General features: G+C 73.7%; 13 protein-coding genes. 9 read left to right on the top strand and 4 right to left on the bottom strand.

Features of this window, described 5'->3' with window-relative positions:
* Nucleotides 1-20 precede the first annotated feature (20 nt).
* Both ACYVKX_RS05685 and ACYVKX_RS05680 read left to right on the top strand, forming a co-directional pair.
* Nucleotides 21-2,672 (top strand): DEAD/DEAH box helicase, encoded by a 2,652-nt coding sequence (locus tag ACYVKX_RS05685; RefSeq protein ID WP_460829729.1) that lies wholly within the window; start codon nt 21-23, stop codon nt 2,670-2,672.
* Nucleotides 2,672-3,337, top strand: coding sequence for an SWIM zinc finger family protein (locus tag ACYVKX_RS05680; RefSeq protein WP_460829727.1), 666 nt, complete (start codon nt 2,672-2,674; stop codon nt 3,335-3,337). The genes ACYVKX_RS05685 and ACYVKX_RS05680 overlap by 1 nt, the downstream gene beginning before the upstream one ends.
* On the opposite strand, the gene ACYVKX_RS05675 is transcribed toward ACYVKX_RS05680, so the two are convergent.
* Genes ACYVKX_RS05675 through ACYVKX_RS05665 form a run of 3 tightly spaced genes read right to left on the bottom strand, consistent with a single transcriptional unit; the run spans nt 3,291 to nt 6,305 of the window.
* Complete coding sequence (locus tag ACYVKX_RS05675) at nt 3,291-3,875, bottom strand: SACE_7040 family transcriptional regulator (protein ID WP_460829726.1); 585 nt, start codon at nt 3,873-3,875, stop codon at nt 3,291-3,293. The genes ACYVKX_RS05680 and ACYVKX_RS05675 overlap by 47 nt on opposite strands.
* Nucleotides 3,876-3,909: 34 nt before the next feature.
* Nucleotides 3,910-5,022 carry a homoserine O-acetyltransferase MetX gene (gene metX / locus ACYVKX_RS05670; protein WP_460829724.1) on the bottom strand — a complete coding sequence of 371 codons (1,113 nt, stop codon included), beginning with the start codon at nt 5,020-5,022 and terminating at the stop codon, nt 3,910-3,912.
* Complete coding sequence (locus ACYVKX_RS05665) at nt 5,019-6,305, bottom strand: O-acetylhomoserine aminocarboxypropyltransferase/cysteine synthase family protein (protein WP_460829723.1); 1,287 nt, start codon at nt 6,303-6,305, stop codon at nt 5,019-5,021. Before ACYVKX_RS05665 ends, metX begins: the two co-directional genes overlap by 4 nt.
* 123 nt (nt 6,306-6,428) lie before the next feature.
* Between ACYVKX_RS05665 and ACYVKX_RS05660 the strand changes: the two genes are divergently transcribed.
* From ACYVKX_RS05660 to ACYVKX_RS05630, 7 genes are all read left to right on the top strand, one after another.
* Complete coding sequence (locus tag ACYVKX_RS05660; RefSeq protein WP_460829721.1) at nt 6,429-6,653, top strand: hypothetical protein; 225 nt, start codon at nt 6,429-6,431, stop codon at nt 6,651-6,653.
* Nucleotides 6,654-6,820: 167 nt separating this feature from the next.
* A complete protein-coding gene (locus ACYVKX_RS05655; RefSeq protein ID WP_460830098.1) occupies nt 6,821-8,353 on the top strand; it encodes a carboxyl transferase domain-containing protein in 1,533 nt (510 codons plus the stop codon).
* Between the two features lie 7 nt (nt 8,354-8,360).
* The gene (locus tag ACYVKX_RS05650) at nt 8,361-10,112 is read left to right on the top strand and encodes an acetyl/propionyl/methylcrotonyl-CoA carboxylase subunit alpha (RefSeq protein WP_460829720.1); all 1,752 of its coding nucleotides are present in this window, start codon (nt 8,361-8,363) and stop codon (nt 10,110-10,112) included.
* The gene (locus ACYVKX_RS05645) at nt 10,105-11,052 is read left to right on the top strand and encodes a hydroxymethylglutaryl-CoA lyase (RefSeq protein ID WP_460829718.1); all 948 of its coding nucleotides are present in this window, start codon (nt 10,105-10,107) and stop codon (nt 11,050-11,052) included. Before ACYVKX_RS05650 ends, ACYVKX_RS05645 begins: the two co-directional genes overlap by 8 nt.
* Nucleotides 11,049-12,149 carry a hypothetical protein gene (locus ACYVKX_RS05640; protein WP_460829716.1) on the top strand — a complete coding sequence of 367 codons (1,101 nt, stop codon included), beginning with the start codon at nt 11,049-11,051 and terminating at the stop codon, nt 12,147-12,149. Before ACYVKX_RS05645 ends, ACYVKX_RS05640 begins: the two co-directional genes overlap by 4 nt.
* Complete coding sequence (locus tag ACYVKX_RS05635; protein ID WP_460829714.1) at nt 12,146-13,234, top strand: hypothetical protein; 1,089 nt, start codon at nt 12,146-12,148, stop codon at nt 13,232-13,234. Before ACYVKX_RS05640 ends, ACYVKX_RS05635 begins: the two co-directional genes overlap by 4 nt.
* The gene (locus ACYVKX_RS05630; RefSeq protein WP_460829712.1) at nt 13,231-14,445 is read left to right on the top strand and encodes a hypothetical protein; all 1,215 of its coding nucleotides are present in this window, start codon (nt 13,231-13,233) and stop codon (nt 14,443-14,445) included. Before ACYVKX_RS05635 ends, ACYVKX_RS05630 begins: the two co-directional genes overlap by 4 nt.
* Here ACYVKX_RS05630 and ACYVKX_RS05625 read toward each other — a convergent pair.
* Nucleotides 14,406-15,068, bottom strand: a complete 663-nt coding sequence (locus ACYVKX_RS05625; RefSeq protein WP_460829711.1) for an EcsC family protein — start codon at nt 15,066-15,068, stop codon at nt 14,406-14,408. The genes ACYVKX_RS05630 and ACYVKX_RS05625 overlap by 40 nt on opposite strands.
* Between the last annotated feature and the right edge of the window lie 37 nt (nt 15,069-15,105).

Here is a 15,105-nt window from a genome sequence, read left to right as displayed (position 1 = left end):
CCGCGGGCTAACGTCGCTGCGTGTCCTTCGTCCCCGTCACCGGCCCGGCCACCTTCCGGCCCGCGATGCCGCCGCGGGAGGGCGTGGTCGAGTTCACCGACGACCGGCGCACGGTGGTGCTGCCGATCCGCGCCGCGCTGCCGGTGCTGACGAAGGCGCGGTCCCGCGACGACCTCCACCCGAGCGTCGGCCTGCTCGCGGGGGCGGCGCTGCTCGGTATGAGGATCGTCGCCGCGGGCAAGTTCGCGCCCGTCGCCGACCACTGGGCGGCCGCCGGTCTCGACCGCGACGACGAGGAGCGCATCGCGATGCTCGCCGGCGGCGAGGTCGAGGAGCGGCTGGTCCGCGACCTGGTCGACGCCGTCGCGGACGCGCTGCCGCGTGGGGCGCCGGCCACCGCGGCGAGTCCGGTACGCCGCCACGACAAGCCGACCTTCGAGCAGCGCCTCCAGGCGCGACTGGCGCGGCACCAGCGGCTCGACCCCCGCGACCTGCCGCAGCTCGTGACGATCTCGCTGCGGGTCGAGGCCGACGAGGAGGAGCTGGTCGCCGGCGCCGTACGACTCGTGCCGCAGGCGCACGACGAGCAGAACCCGCTGCACCTCTGCGACCTGGCGCTGCTGTGGACCGGGACGCCCGACGAGCACGGGTTCGGCGACCGGGCGCGCACCCACGCGACGATCGCGCTGCGGGCGGCCGCGGACGCCTGGCCGGTGCTCGACCGGCTGCTCGAGCTGCGGGTGCCCGACGAGATCGCGCTCGACACCGACGAGCTGGTCGGCCTGCTCGACGAGGGTGTCGGCGCCCTCAAGCAGGCGGGTGTCGACGTGCTCTGGCCGAAGAGCCTCGGCCGCGACCTGACGGCGACCACCGTGCTCGACCGGGCCAGCCCACAGAAGCGCGAGGCGCCGCTCAACGAGCCGACGTTGGGCGCCGACACGCTGTTCGCCTTCAACTGGCAGATCGCGCTGCACGGCGACCCGCTCACGCCCGAGGAGATGGACCGGCTGGCGCAGTCGGCCAGCCCGCTGCTGCGGCTGCGCGGCAGCTGGACCGTGGTCGACCCGGCGATCGCGAAGAAGGCGAAGAGGCGGCTGGTCCGCACGGTCAAGCCGGCCGAGGCGGTCGCCGCCGCGCTCACCGGCACCGTGCAGGTTCACGACCAGGAGGAGCAGGTCGTCGTCGGCGCGAGCCTGCTGAAGGTCCGGGACCGGCTGCTGAGCGCCGCGACCCGCGAGCCGGTCGAGCCGCCGGCCGCGCTGCGGGCGACGCTGCGCGACTACCAGCGCCACGGCCTGACCTGGCTCGCCGAGATGACCGACCTCGGCCTCGGCGCCTGCCTCGCCGACGACATGGGCCTGGGCAAGACCGTCACGCTGATCGCGCTGCACCTGCACCGGGCCTCGACGGGCTCGACCACCGGAGGGCCCACCCTCGTGGTCTGCCCGGCCAGCCTGCTCGGCAACTGGGAGGCGGAGGTGCGGCGCTTCGCCCCCGGCACGCCGGTCGTCCGCTTCCACGGCACCTCGCGCGACCTCGAGGCCGCGGGCGACGGGTTCGTGCTCACGACGTACGGCACCATGCGGCGCGACGCCGAGACGCTCAACCGCGTCCGGTGGGACCTGGTCGTCGCCGACGAGGCGCAGCACGTGAAGAACCCGCGCACCTCGACCGCGCGGGCGCTGCGGTCGATCGAGAGCACGGCGCGCGTGGCGCTCACCGGCACGCCGGTCGAGAACGACCTCACCGAGCTCTGGGCGATCCTGGACTGGGCGACGCCGGGGCTGCTCGGCAGCCGCAACGCCTTCCGCAAGGTCTGGGCCGGGCCGATCGAGTCGGGGCTGGAGCCGACCAAGGCGCGGCAGTTCGCGGACCTGATCGGGCCGTTCCTGCTGCGGCGCCGCAAGTCCGACCCGGGCATCGCGCCGGAGCTGCCGGCCAAGACCGAGACCGACCACCCGCTGCGGCTGACCCGCGAGCAGGCGGTGCTCTACGAGTCGTTCGTGCGCGACACGATGGCGCGGATCGAGCGCGCGGACGAGGATGCCCGGCGCGGCCTGGTGCTGATGCTGCTCACCGGCCTCAAGCAGATCTGCAACCACCCCGACCACTTCTTGAAGCGGTCCGGGGCTCGCCTGTCGGGACGGAGCGAGAAGGTCGACCTGCTCGACGAGCTCGTCGGCACCGTGCTCGCCGAGGACGGCGCGGTGCTGGTCTTCACCCAGTACGTCGCGATGGCCCGCCTGCTCGAGGGACACCTCGCGCGCGCCGGCGTACCTCATCAGCTTCTGTACGGCGGCACGCCGGTGCGCGAGCGCGAGGCGATGGTCGAGCGGTTCCAGGCGGGCGAGGCGCCGGTCTTCCTGCTGTCGCTCAAGGCCGGCGGGACCGGGCTCAACCTCACCCGCGCCGACCACGTCGTGCACGTCGACCGCTGGTGGAACCCGGCCGTCGAGGACCAGGCGACCGACCGGGCCTACCGGATCGGGCAGACCAAGCCGGTGCAGGTGCACCGGATGGTCACGCGCGGCACGGTCGAGGAGAAGGTCGCCGAGCTGCTCACCCGCAAGCGCGCGCTCGCCGACGCCGTGCTGGCGAAGGGCGAGGCCGCGCTGACCGAGCTCTCCAACGAGGAGCTGCGCGACTTCGTGACGCTGCGCCGGGAGGACTGATGGCCGCCGTCCTGCACCCGCGCGTCCCGGCCCGGCGCTCGGCCGCGCGGGCGACGACGTGGTGGGGCAAGGCGTGGGTGCGCGCGGTCGAGGAGGCGGCGTACGCCGAGGCCGACCTGCGCGCCGCCCGCACGCTCGCCCGGGGCGGCCACGTCGGCCAGATCTCCACCGAGCCGGGGCGGTACGTCGCCTCGGTCGAGGACCGGCGCGGGCTCTGGACGGTCGGTGGCTCGGTGCCGGTGCTCGGGGCGGTCGACGTCGCCGCGCTGGTCGAGACGGTGGCCGCGGAGTCGGGGCGGATCGCCGCGCTGCTCGCCGGCGACCTGCCGCACAGCCTGGTCGAGCACGCCGAGGAGGCCGGCGTCGAGCTGCTGCCGTACGGCGGCGAGCTCGGCGCGTCCTGCACCTGCGACCACTGGGCCGACCCGTGCACGCACGCGCTCGCCGTACTCCAGCAGCTGGCCTGGCTGGTCGAGGACGACCCGTTCGTGCTGCTCCAGCTCCGCGGCCTGCCGCGCGACGAGCTGCTGGCGCGCCTGCACGCCCGGACGGCGGAGCCCGACGACGACGTCGACCTGGACGCGGCCGTCGAGGCCGCGCTCTACGCGGCGCGGCTGCTCAGGGGCGCTGCTGAGGACCCAGCGCCCCGAGCGCCATCCGGCTGAGTACGTCGCGCAGCTGCTCGTCGGGGAGCAGGCCGGAGTGCGGGGTGGAGTTGATCAGCCCGAACGCCGCGTGTGCCATCGCGCGGGCGGTGGGCAGGTCGACGGTGTCGTCGCGGAGCCGGAGCTGGGCGGCCCAGAGGTCGACGTACTCCCGCTGGAGGGCGCGCACCCGCTCGCGGGCGTCCTCGGGCAGCGACTCCCAGTCGCGGTCCTGGACCACGATCAGCGGCCGGTGGCGGAGTGCGAAGTCGACGTGCCAGTCGACGAGCGCCGTCAGGGCGTCGTCCGGGCCGGTCGCGGAGGCCACCCGCTGCCAGCCGACGGCGAGCAGCTCCTCGCTGATCGAGACCAGCATCTCGGCGAGCATCGCCTGCTTGGACGCGAAGTGCTTGTAGAGCGCCGGCCCGGAGATCCCGCAGGACGCGCCGAGGTCGGCGACCGAGACCCCGTGGAACCCGCGCGCGGCGAAGAGCTCCGCCGCGGTCTCCAGGATCTGGCTCCGTCGATCCTGGGGGTGTCGATCCTGGGGGCGGCTCACCCGGTCAGGTTAGCGGTCGCTAACCCCCGTGGTCTCACGACTCCAGGAACGCCCGGAGCCGCTCGTGGTAGCCCGGCGGGTCCAGCAGGAAGGAGTCGTGGCCGTGCGGTGAGGACAGCTCGGCGAAGTCGACCCCGACCCCGAGCCGCTCCAGCTCGGCGACCATGCGCCGGGACTGGGCGGTGTCGAAGCGCCAGTCGGAGTCGAAGGAGGTGACCTGGAAGCGGGTGGCCGTCGCCGCGAGGCGCTCGTCGGTCTCCGGGTCGGCGAACGGGTCGAAGTAGTCGAGCAGGCGGGTGAGGTAGAGGTAGCTCAGCGCGTCGAACCGGCCGAGGAAGGTGTCGCCCTGATGCTGGAGGTAGTGCTCGACCTCGAAGTCGGGGCCCATCCGGGCCCCGTCGTCCGGCGAGAGGCGCCGGCGGCCGAACTTGGCGTCCAGGGACTCCGCCGAGACGTAGGTGATGTGCGCCGTCATCCGGGCCACCTTCTGGCCGCGCCACGGGAAGACTCCCTGCTCGAGGTAGCGCCCGTGGAGGAAGTCCGGATCGCTCATGATCGCCTGCCGGCCCACGGCGGAGAAGGCGATGTTCTCGGGCGTGAGGCGCGAGGACGCCGCGACCAGGACCGCCCGGTCGATCGCGGCGGGGTCGTCGATCACCCACTGGAGGACCTGCATCCCGCCCATCGAGCCGCCGACGGCGGCGTACAGGCGCTCGATGCCCAGGTGCGCGGCGAGCCGTCGGTGGACGGCGACCAGGTCGGCCATGTGGAGCATCGGGAAGTCCAGGCCGTGGACGCGCCCGGTGGCGGGGTCGACCGACGAGGGACCGGTGGTGCCGGAGCAGCCGCCGAGGAGGTTGGGCGAGACGACGAAGAGCCGGTCGGTGTCCACCGGCTTGCCGGGCCCGATCAGGTTGTCCCACCAGCCGCGCTTCTTCGCCCCCAGGTGCAGGCCCGCGGCGTGCGCGTCGCCGGTGAGCGCGTGGCAGACGAAGACGACGTTGTCGCGGGCGGGCGACAGTTCGCCGTAGGTCTCGTAGGCCACCTCGACGTGGTCCAGGCGCCCGCCCCCACGCAGGCGCAGCGGGTCGCCCTCGTCGGCGAGGACGACCCGCTGGGTCTCGACGTAGCCGAGGGCGCCGGTCACTTGCTGGCGGTCAGGGCCTGTTCGAGGTCGGCCAGGATGTCCTCGACGTTCTCGATGCCGATCGAGAGCCGCACCATGTCCGCCGGCACGCCGGCCGCCTCGAGCTCGTCGGGCGTGAGCTGGCTGTGCGTGGTGGTGGCGTTGTGGATCGCCAGGGACTTTGCGTCGCCGATGTTGGCCAAGTGGCTGAACAGCCGCAGCGACTCGATGAACCGCTTGCCGCCGTCCCGGCCGGACTTCAGGCCGAAGCTGACCAGCCCGCCGTAGCCCTTGCCGGTGAAGGTGCGGTCGGCGACCTCCTTGTAGGGGCTGGTCGCCAGGCCCGGGTAGCTCACCCACGAGACGGCCTCGTGGCCCTCGAGGAACTCGGCCACTGCCAGCGCATTCGCGCTGTGCCGCTCCATGCGCAGGTGGAGGGTCTCCAGGCCCTGGAGGAAGAGGAAGGAGTTGAGCGGGGCGATGGCCGCGCCGGTGTTGCGCAGCAGCACGGTGCGGGCCCGGATGATGTAGGCCGCCGGGCCGGCCGCCTCGGTCCACACCGCGCCGTGGTAGGCCGGGTCCGGCTTGGTCAGGCCCGGGAACCGGTCGGCGTGGGCGGTCCAGTCGAACCGGCCGGAGTCGACGATCACGCCGCCGATGGAGGTGCCGTGGCCGCCGATGTACTTGGTGGCGGCGTGCACGACGACGTCGGCGCCCTGGTCGAAGGCGCGGACGAGGTACGGCGTGGGCGTGGTGTTGTCGATGACCAGCGGCAGACCCAGGGCGTGCGCGGCCTCGGCCCAGGCGGGCAGGTCGACCACGTTGATCCGCGGGTTGCCGATGGTCTCGCCGAAGACCAGCTTGGTGCGCTCGTCGACGTGCCGGGCCAGGTCCTCGGGCTTCTCCGGGTCGACGAAGCGCACCTCGATGCCGAACTGGGGCAGCGTGTGCGCGAACAGCGCGTAGGTGCCGCCGTACAGCGTGGAGAGCGCGACGATGTTGTCGCCGGCGTAGGTCAGGTTGAGCACGGCGTACGTCGTCGCTGCCGAGCCGCTGGCCGTGGCGAGCGCGCCGACGCCGCCCTCGAGCTGGGCGATGCGCTCCTCGAAGACCGACTGGGTCGGGTTCATGATCCGCGTGTAGATGTTGCCGGGCTCGGCGAGCGCGAACAGGTTGGCGGCGTGCTCGGTGTCGTTGAACACGTACGACGTGGTCTGGTAGATCGGCACCGCGCGGGCGTTGGTGGCCGGGTCGGCCTCCTCCTGGCCGGCGTGGACCGCCAGGGTCTCGGGACGGTAGGTCATGGTCTCTCCCTGCATCGACGGACCCCCAGCCTAAAGTCGACCAGGTCGGTAGATCTTCGCTGTCCGAACTGCGAGAGGACGGCGCGAGGGTCGACGGCGTCGACAGCCAGCAGAATGACATCCATGACCAGCAACCGGCGTCCGCGCCTTGGCGTTCGCGACTACCTGTGGGCTGGCTCAGGCGTCGGCCTGGTCTATCTCACCGTGATCATGATGAACGCCCTGGGGCAGTTCGAGATCGCCAGTCCTGTCGCCACGATCGCAGTCATTGCGTTGACCGTCTTTACGTTCGAGGGAGTCCTCGAGTACCGACGGCGGCTGCGGAAGAAGCAACCGCACGAGTCGTAGTTGCTGGGCCGAGTGAGGTGCCCCCGACTGACCTGGTTCGCCGGGGCGCCTCACTCATCCGGAATCATCATGGCGGGCCGCATCCCGTAGGGCGTCACGTCACGATGCCCGCGAAACGACGGTGGACCCGCAGGTTAACGATCGCTAACCTTGGTCGGGTGAGCCAGATGAGGGAGCTGACCGACGAGCTGCGCGAGCGGCTCGCGATCGTCCGGCTGGGCGGCAGCGAGGCGGCCCGGCGCAAGCACACGGACCGGGGCAAGCTGCTGGTGCGCGAGCGGGTGGACCGGCTGCTCGACCCGGGCAGCCCGTTCCTGGAGCTGAGCCCGCTGGCGGCGTACGGGATGTACGGCGGGCAGGTGTCGAGCGCCGGGGTCGTGACCGGCATCGGCCGGGTGAGCGGCCGCGAGGTCGTGGTCGTCGCCAACGACGCAACCGTCAAGGGCGGCACCTACTACCCGATGACGGTCAAGAAGCACCTGCGCGCGCAGACCGTCGCGAGCGACAACCACCTGCCGTGCGTCTACCTCGTCGACTCCGGCGGCGCGTTCCTGCCGATGCAGGACGAGGTGTTCCCCGACCGCGAGCACTTCGGCCGGATCTTCTTCAACCAGGCCAACCTCTCCGCGCGCGGCATCGCCCAGATCGCCAGCGTGATGGGCTCGTGCACCGCCGGCGGCGCCTACGTGCCGGCGATGTCGGACGAGACGGTGATCGTGCGCGACCAGGGCACGATCTTCCTCGGCGGCCCGCCGCTGGTGCGGGCCGCGACCGGCGAGGTCGTCACGGCCGAGGAGCTCGGCGGCGGCGACGTGCACGCGCGCACGTCGGGTGTGGTCGACCATCTCGCCGAGGACGACGCGCACGCGCTGCGGATCGTGCGCAGCATCGTCGGGACGCTGCCCCGCCGAAGTGGTTTCGAGACGGGCGCAGAACGCCCTCCTCAACCCCCGGCCGAGGTGGAGGAGCCGCACGAGGACCCGAGCACGCTCTACGACGTGGTCCCGGCCGACACGCGCACGCCGTACGACGTGCGCGAGGTGATCCGTCGGGTCGTCGACGGCAGCCGCTTCCACGAGTTCAAGAGGCTGTACGGCGAGACGCTGGTGACCGGGTTCGCGCACGTGTGGGGGCACCCGGTGGGGATCGTGGCCAACAACGGCATCCTGTTCAGCGAGTCGGCGCTCAAGGGCGCGCACTTCATCGAGCTGTGCAACCAGCGCGGCATCCCGCTGGTGTTCCTGCAGAACATCACCGGCTTCATGGTCGGCCGAGAGTACGAGAACCGCGGCATCGCCAAGGACGGCGCCAAGCTGGTCACCGCGGTCGCCTGCTCGGTGGTCCCGAAGTTCACCATCGTGATCGGCGGCTCCTTCGGCGCCGGCAACTACGGCATGTGCGGGCGCGCCTACGACCCGCGGCTCCTGTGGATGTGGCCCAATGCGCGGATCTCGGTGATGGGCGGCGAGCAGGCCGCGTCGGTGCTTGCGACCGTCGCCGGTCGCGCCGACGACGAGGAGTTCAAGGCGCCGATCCGCGAGCAGTACGAGACCCAGGGCTCGCCGTACTACGCCACCGCCCGGCTGTGGGACGACGGCATCATCGACCCCGCCGACACCCGCCGCGTCCTCGGCCTGGGCCTCGCGGCCGCCGCCAACGCCCCCGTCCCCGCGCCGTCCTACGGCGTGTTCAGGATGTGATGAGCTGATGTTCGCCAGTGTCTTCATCGCCAACCGGGGCGAGATCGCGGCCCGGATCGCCCGCACCTGCCACCGCCTCGGGATCGAGGCGGTCGCCAGCACCGGCGACTATCTCGACGTCGACGCGCAGGTCGCCCAGGCGCTGGCCGCGGGCGCGCAGGCGGTGCACCCCGGCTACGGCTTCCTGTCGGAGAACCCCGCCTTCGCCCGGGCGGTCACGGCCGCCGGACTGGCCTGGGTCGGGCCGCCGCCGGAGGCGATGGAGGCGATGGCCCGCAAGGACCGCGCCCGCGAGATCGCGGTCGCCGCCGGCGTACCCGTCGTGCCGCGCGGCGAGGACGCGGCCAAGAACTGGACCGGCCCGGTTCTCGTGAAGGCCGCGGCCGGCGGCGGCGGCAAGGGCATGCGCATCGTGCACGAGGCCGCCGACCTGGAGGAGGCGAAGGCCGCCGCGGCCCGCGAGGCGCGAGGCGCGTTCGGCGACGACACCCTGATCGTCGAGAGGTACGTCGAGCGCGGCCGCCACATCGAGGTGCAGGTCATGGCCGACGCCCACGGCCACGTCGTCCACCTCCACGAGCGCGACTGCTCCACCCAGCGCCGGCACCAGAAGGTGCTGGAGGAGGCGCCGGCGCCGACGGTTTCACCGGCTGCCCGGGGAAACCTGCACGCCGCCGCGGTCGCGCTGGCGAGGCAGGTCGGCTACGAGAACGCCGGCACGGTCGAGTTCCTGCTCGACGAGGCGACCGGCGAGGCGTACTTCCTGGAGATGAACACCCGCCTCCAGGTCGAGCACCCCGTGACCGAGCTGGTCACTGGGCTGGACCTCGTGGAGCTCCAGCTCCGCGTCGCGGCCGGCGAGCCGCTGCCGATCACCCAGGACGACGTCACGGTCAGCGGCCACGCGATCGAGGCGCGGGTGTACGCCGAGGACTCCTTCGGCGGCTTCCTGCCCCAGGCCGGCCGGGCGAAGTACGTCGAGTGGCCCCGCGGCATGCGCATCCGGGTCGACCACGCGCTGGAGAGCGGCCAGGTCGTGAGCACGGCGTACGACCCGATGCTCGGCAAGGTCATCGCCCACGGCGCCACCCGCGAGGAGGCCCGGCTCGCGCTGGTCGAGGCATTGGACGGTACGGCGATCCTCGGCCTCACCACCAACACCGGCTTCCTGCGCGCGCTGGTGGCGAGCGAGGAGTTCCGCGACGCCGCCATCGACACCGCGTGGCTGGACCGCCACGACGTGCCGGCGCCCGATCCCGCACCGGCCCGGGTGGCCGCGGCGTGGGAGGTCTTCCTCGCCCGGCGCGAGGAGGAGGGGCCGTTCCGCTCCGACGGGTTCCGGCTCGCGGCCGACCCGGCTCCGGTCGTGATCGACCTCGACGAGCCGGTCGTGCTCAGTCAGTCGGGGGCCGGACCCGAGCCGCGCGACCGTCCGGTCGCCGACGTGGGCATCGACCACGTCGAGGTCGTCCGGCAGGGCCAGCGGTTCGTCTTCGCCCGCCCCGACGTCTTCGGCGACCACGCGGCCGACGTCGGCGACGGCGCGATCGCCGCGCCGATGCCCGGCACCGTGCTCGACGTCCGGGTCGCCGACGGCGACCGGGTCGAGGCCGGCCAGGTGCTGGTCGTGCTGGAGGCGATGAAGATGGAGCTCGCGCTCAAGGCGCCCTTCGACGGCACCGTCGCCGGGCTCGACGCCGCCACCGGCGCGCAGGTCGCGCTCGGCGCCACGCTGCTGGAGGTGCAGCCCGATGAGTGAGCTCCCCACCGTCGTACGACAGGACGGCCTGCCGGACCGGGTGACGATCTACGAGGTCGGCCCGCGCGACGGCCTGCAGAACGAGCAGGCGCTGGTGCCGACCGGCGTGAAGGCCGAGTTCGTCCGGCGCCTGCTGGCCGCCGGGCTGCCGGTCGTGGAGGCCACCAGCTTCGTGCACCCGGCGTGGGTGCCCCAGCTCGCCGACGCCGCCGACCTGATGGCGCTGCTGATCGACGGGTTGGGCGAGCCCGGGCGCGACTGCCCCGTGCTGGTCCCCAACGAGCGCGGCCTCGACCGCGCCCTCGAGCTCGGCTGCCGGCACATCGCGATCTTCGGCTCCGCCACCGAGACGTTCGCGCGGAAGAACCTCAACCGCGGCCTGGACGAGCAGTTCGCGATGTTCGAGCCGACCGTGCGCCGCGCCCGCGACGCCGGGCTCGACGTCCGCGCCTACGTGAGCATGTGCTTCGGCGACCCGTGGGAGGGCGGCGTACCCGTCGAGCAGGTCGTCGACGTCGGCCGGCGGCTCCTCGACCTCGGCGCGAGCCGGCTCAGCCTCGGCGACACCATCGGGGTCGGTACGGCGGGCCAGGTGGCCGCCCTCGTCGAGGCGTTCGAGCGGGCGGGCGTGGGCGCCGACCGGCTCGCGATGCACTTCCACGACACCTACGGCCAGGCGCTCGCGAACACCCTCGCGGCGCTGCACGCCGGCATCACGACGTTCGACGCCAGCGCGGGCGGCCTGGGCGGCTGCCCGTACGCGAAGAGCGCCACCGGCAACCTCGCCACCGAGGACCTGGTGTGGCTGCTCACCGGGCTCGGGATCGAGCACGGCGTCGACCTCGGGCAGGTGGTCGCGACCAGCGTCTGGATGGCCGGGCACCTGGGCCGGCCCAGCCCCTCCGCCGTGGTACGCGCACTGGCAGAATCCGGGGCATGAGCCGGAGGGTCTACCTGCACATCGGTGCGCCGAAGACCGGCACCACCTACCTGCAGCACCGGCTTGCGCTGAACGCGAAGACCCTCGCCGCGCAGGGCGTGCACTTCCCGACGACGTCGCCGCTGGTGAGCCCCGGGCTGGCCCAGTTCCGTGGCGCGCTCGACCTGCTCGGCCAGGACTGGGGCGGCGCGCCCGGCCACGCGGACGGCGCTTGGGACGCCCTGGTGCGCCGGGTCCGCCGGCGCTCCGGCACCGTCGTGGTCAGCCACGAGATCCTCGCCCCGGCCACGCCCGGCCAGGTGGCGAAGGCGATGCGCGACCTCGCGGGCAGCGAGATCCACGTCGTCTACACCGCCCGCGACCTCGGCCGGCAGATCCCGGCCGCGTGGCAGGAGAGCGTCAAGCAGGGCCGGCGCTGGAGCTACGGACGCTTCGTCGACCGGTTCGAGAGGGGCCGCACCTGGTTCCACCGCGCCTTCGACGTCCCGCGCGTGCTCGGCACCTGGGGCGCAGGGCTGCCGCCGGAGCGGGTGCACGTCGTCACGGTCCCGCACGGCCGCCACGAGCAGCAGCACGGCGACCCGCTGTGGCTGCGGATGTGCGAGGTCCTCGGCGTCGACCCGGTCTGGGCGCCGCTCGACAGCGACCGATCCAACCAGTCGCTCGGCGTCGCCGAGACCCAGGTGGTGCGCCAGCTCAACCGGCGGATGGACCGCCAGGCCCGCCGCGAGTCGAGCTTCGACGAGCTGATCCGCGACCTGCTCGCCCAGGGCGAGCTGGCCAAGGGCCGCACGTCGGCCGCGGTCACACTCCCGCCGGACCACTACCCGTGGGCCGAGGAGCGGGCCGAGCGCTGGATCGAGTGGATCGAGGGCAGCGGCGTCCACGTCGTCGGCGACGTCGCGGACCTGCGCCCGGCCCGCCCCGACCCCGAGGAGAAGTGGCAGGACCCCGACAAGGTCCGTGCCAAGCGCCAGCTCAAGACCGCGCTCGACGCCCTCGCCGCGATGACCCGCGAGGCCGCCCGCCGCCCCGACCCCGGGCGCCAGCTCTCCCAGCGGGTCCGCGCCGGGGCACAGCGGCTGCGCGAGCGATGAGCGACGGCGTCCGCCACGCCTGGGGGTGGGTGGCCCACCTCCGCGAGGGCGGTACGACGCCGTGGCGGGACTGGACCGGCGAGGGCGAGCCCCGCGGCCGCGTGCTCCCCGGCGCCCAGCAGCTCGAGCTGCTCCGCCGGCTCAACGGGGTCGGTCGCCCGGCGCCGGACCTGGCCGGCCGGGTGCTCGACGCGAGCGCCCCGGGCCGCGGCCGGCCGGACCTCGAGCTCGCCGGCGCCGTCGACCGGCTGGAGTTCGGGCCGCCGCCGGTCGACCCCGCCGACCTCCCCGACGACGAGCTGCTCCGCGTCGCGGCCAGCGTGATCGCCGACGACGTCGTCGCCGCCGGACTGCCGCCGGCCGGCCGCGCGGCGCCGCCGCGGCTCTGGCGCACGCGCTACCGCTTGGTCGGCGACCCGATCCTCGCCGACCCGATGCGCGACGCGCTCGTCGCGCAGGGCCGACCGCCCGGCGGACGCGGCTCGGTCGTGCTCGTCGTCGGCACCGACGTCGGCGCGATGGTCGCCCACGCCTGGACGACGCGCAGCCTCGCGGAGGGCGGCGCGTCCTGGCGCGAGTGGCTGACGCCGTACACCCGCGGCCGCGCGCTGCCCCGTCGCGTCGACCTCCTGCGCACCGCCCGCGAGTGGTCGGCGAATGTGGGCACGGAGCGGGTGCGGATCGTGCTCGACCCCGGCCTGGTGCCGGGGCTCGTCGGCGTCCGCCGGCTCCCAGACCCGCTCGCGCTGTCGGCCGACGCCACCGACCTGGCCCGCCGGGTCGGGCAGGTGCTCGGCCTGCTCGCCGTACCGGGCCGCAAGCGGGCGCTGATGCGGCACACGCTGCTGCCGCGGCTGGCCGCCCTGGGCGGAGAGCCGCTGGTCGTGCCGGAGGAGCACCACGACTGGCTGCACGGCCGGGCGGTCCGGGTGCGCGACGCCCTGCTCCGGTCTGGATACGCTGTCCACGGCGACCCGGACGCCCTGCTGCCGGCCGACCGCGCCGGTGTGCCGGAGCCGTCCGACGCCGGGGTCCTCGCCCTCGCACTGCGCCTGATGCTGGAGCCAGGAGGAAGTAGAGCTTGAGCAATCGCGTCCTGCTGCACGTCGGCACCCCGAAGACCGGCACGTCCTACCTCCAGGACGTGCTGTTCCGGAACCGGCACACGCTCGCGGGGGCCGGCATCCTCTACCCGGCCGACCGCTTCGACGCGCACTTCCTGGCCGCGCTCGACCTGATGCGGCTGCCGTGGGGCGGGCTGGAGACCGAGGCGATCGGCGCCTGGGACCGGCTCGCGGAGCGGGTCCGCAGGCACCGGGGCACGGCGATCGTCAGCCACGAGATCCTCGCGACCGCGTCTCGCGCCCAGGCCGGGCGGGCACTCGAGTCGCTCGGCCACGGCTCCGGCGCCGAGGTGCACCTGGTGCTCTCGGCGCGCGACCTGGTCCGCCAGATCCCGGCGGAGTGGCAGGAGAACGTCAAGCACCGCAGCGCGATCGGCTACGGCTCCTTCCTCGACAAGATCCGGGACCCGCGGCGGGAGTCGCGGATCGCCACCTGGTTCTGGGGAGTCCAGGAGCTGCCCGACATCCTCAACCGCTGGGGCCACGACCTCCCGCCGGAGCGGGTCCACCTCGTCACGGTGCCGCCGCCGGGCGGGCCCTCCCAGCTGCTCTGGAAGCGGTTCAGCCTCGCCTTCGGGCTCGACGGCCTGGACCTCGACCTCGAGGCCGAGCGGTCGAACCCGTCGCTCGGCGTCCCGGAGACCGCGCTGGTGCGGCGGATCAACCGCGCGGCGAACCGCGAGCTCAACCCCGCCGACTACCGTCCGCTGGTCCGCGAGCTGCTCGCGCACCAGACGCTCTCGCGCCGTACCCGCACGCCGCGGCTGGCGCTGCCGCCCGACGTCCACCCGTGGGCCGCGGAGGTGACGGCGTCCTGGATCGCGGAGATCGAGCGCCGCGGGTACGACGTCGTCGGCGACCTCGGCGACCTGGTCGGAGCGCCGCCGGTGGCGTCGTACGCCGACCCGGACCACCCGTCGGAGCGGCTGGTCGCCCGGGCCGCGGTCGACGCGGTCAAGGCGCTGCTGCTGGAGAGCGCCCGGCTGCGGCACTCCGAGGAGCAGCTGCGCCGCGAGCTGGAGGACACCCGGATCGCGCTCGAGCGCTCCTACCTGCGTCCGACCTACCGCTGGCGCGAGAAGGTGATCCGCCGGCTGCGCGGCAGCGCCGCCGGACGCGGGCTGCTCACGGCCTACCGGGCCGTGCGCGGCCGCAGCTCGCCGGCGGCGTAGCGGCCGACCCGCCAGGTGGCGAGCCCGTCGGCGCCCATCCCGAAGGCGCCGCCGACGATGGGGGTACGCCGCGCGATCGTGATCGCCAGCCGCTTCCCGCCGACGCGGGCGACCAGGTCGGAGGCGACCTCGGCGGACAGCAGCCGGTCCAGGTCGGGATCGTGCACGGGCGCGGTCGCGATCGCCATCGGCGGGCCGGGCAGCTTCCGCTCCTTGATTCTCTGGTCGACGATCTCGCGGCCGAGCAGGCAGGTGAGGACCGCGTTGCGGACCCGCGGGTCCTCGATGTCATAACCGCGCAAATGCGCTATTCCGGCAACCATCCGGGACTGGATCAGCGCCAGGCCGGCCACGTTCGCCGGGAGCGTCACGGTCGCGGTGACGACCCCGCCGAGCCCGGTGAGCAGGCCCTGCGCGCCCGCGTAGCGGACGTGGTCCTCGATGAACCCCGGCACGTCGGTCCTCTCGGCCGCGATCGCCGCCGGCGGCAGCGGTCCGACGCCGTTGATCGCGCGGTGCAGGGCCTCCCGGACGAAGGAGTGGGTGAGCTCCGGCGCGAGGTGCGGCACCCGTGGCCCGACGTGCCGGGCCACCAGCTTGCCGGTCGCGCTCGCCTTGCCCATGCGGCCCAGCCTACGGGCGGCCCCGTTACGGTGAGTC

This window comes from Nocardioides hungaricus, from assembly GCF_054782915.1.
This window is presented reverse-complemented; position numbering and strand designations above follow the sequence as displayed.

Coding starts and splice junctions, on each gene's coding strand:
- ACYVKX_RS05635 (WP_460829714.1), top strand. CDS start 12,146: ATGAGCGACGGCGTCCGCCACGCCTGGGGGTGGGTGGCCCACCTCCGC.
- ACYVKX_RS05665 (WP_460829723.1), bottom strand. CDS start 6,305: ATGACCTACCGTCCCGAGACCCTGGCGGTCCACGCCGGCCAGGAGGAG.
- ACYVKX_RS05640 (WP_460829716.1), top strand. CDS start 11,049: ATGAGCCGGAGGGTCTACCTGCACATCGGTGCGCCGAAGACCGGCACC.
- ACYVKX_RS05625 (WP_460829711.1), bottom strand. CDS start 15,068: ATGGGCAAGGCGAGCGCGACCGGCAAGCTGGTGGCCCGGCACGTCGGG.
- ACYVKX_RS05680 (WP_460829727.1), top strand. CDS start 2,672: ATGGCCGCCGTCCTGCACCCGCGCGTCCCGGCCCGGCGCTCGGCCGCG.
- ACYVKX_RS05645 (WP_460829718.1), top strand. CDS start 10,105: ATGAGTGAGCTCCCCACCGTCGTACGACAGGACGGCCTGCCGGACCGG.
- ACYVKX_RS05650 (WP_460829720.1), top strand. CDS start 8,361: ATGTTCGCCAGTGTCTTCATCGCCAACCGGGGCGAGATCGCGGCCCGG.
- ACYVKX_RS05660 (WP_460829721.1), top strand. CDS start 6,429: ATGACCAGCAACCGGCGTCCGCGCCTTGGCGTTCGCGACTACCTGTGG.
- ACYVKX_RS05655 (WP_460830098.1), top strand. CDS start 6,821: ATGAGGGAGCTGACCGACGAGCTGCGCGAGCGGCTCGCGATCGTCCGG.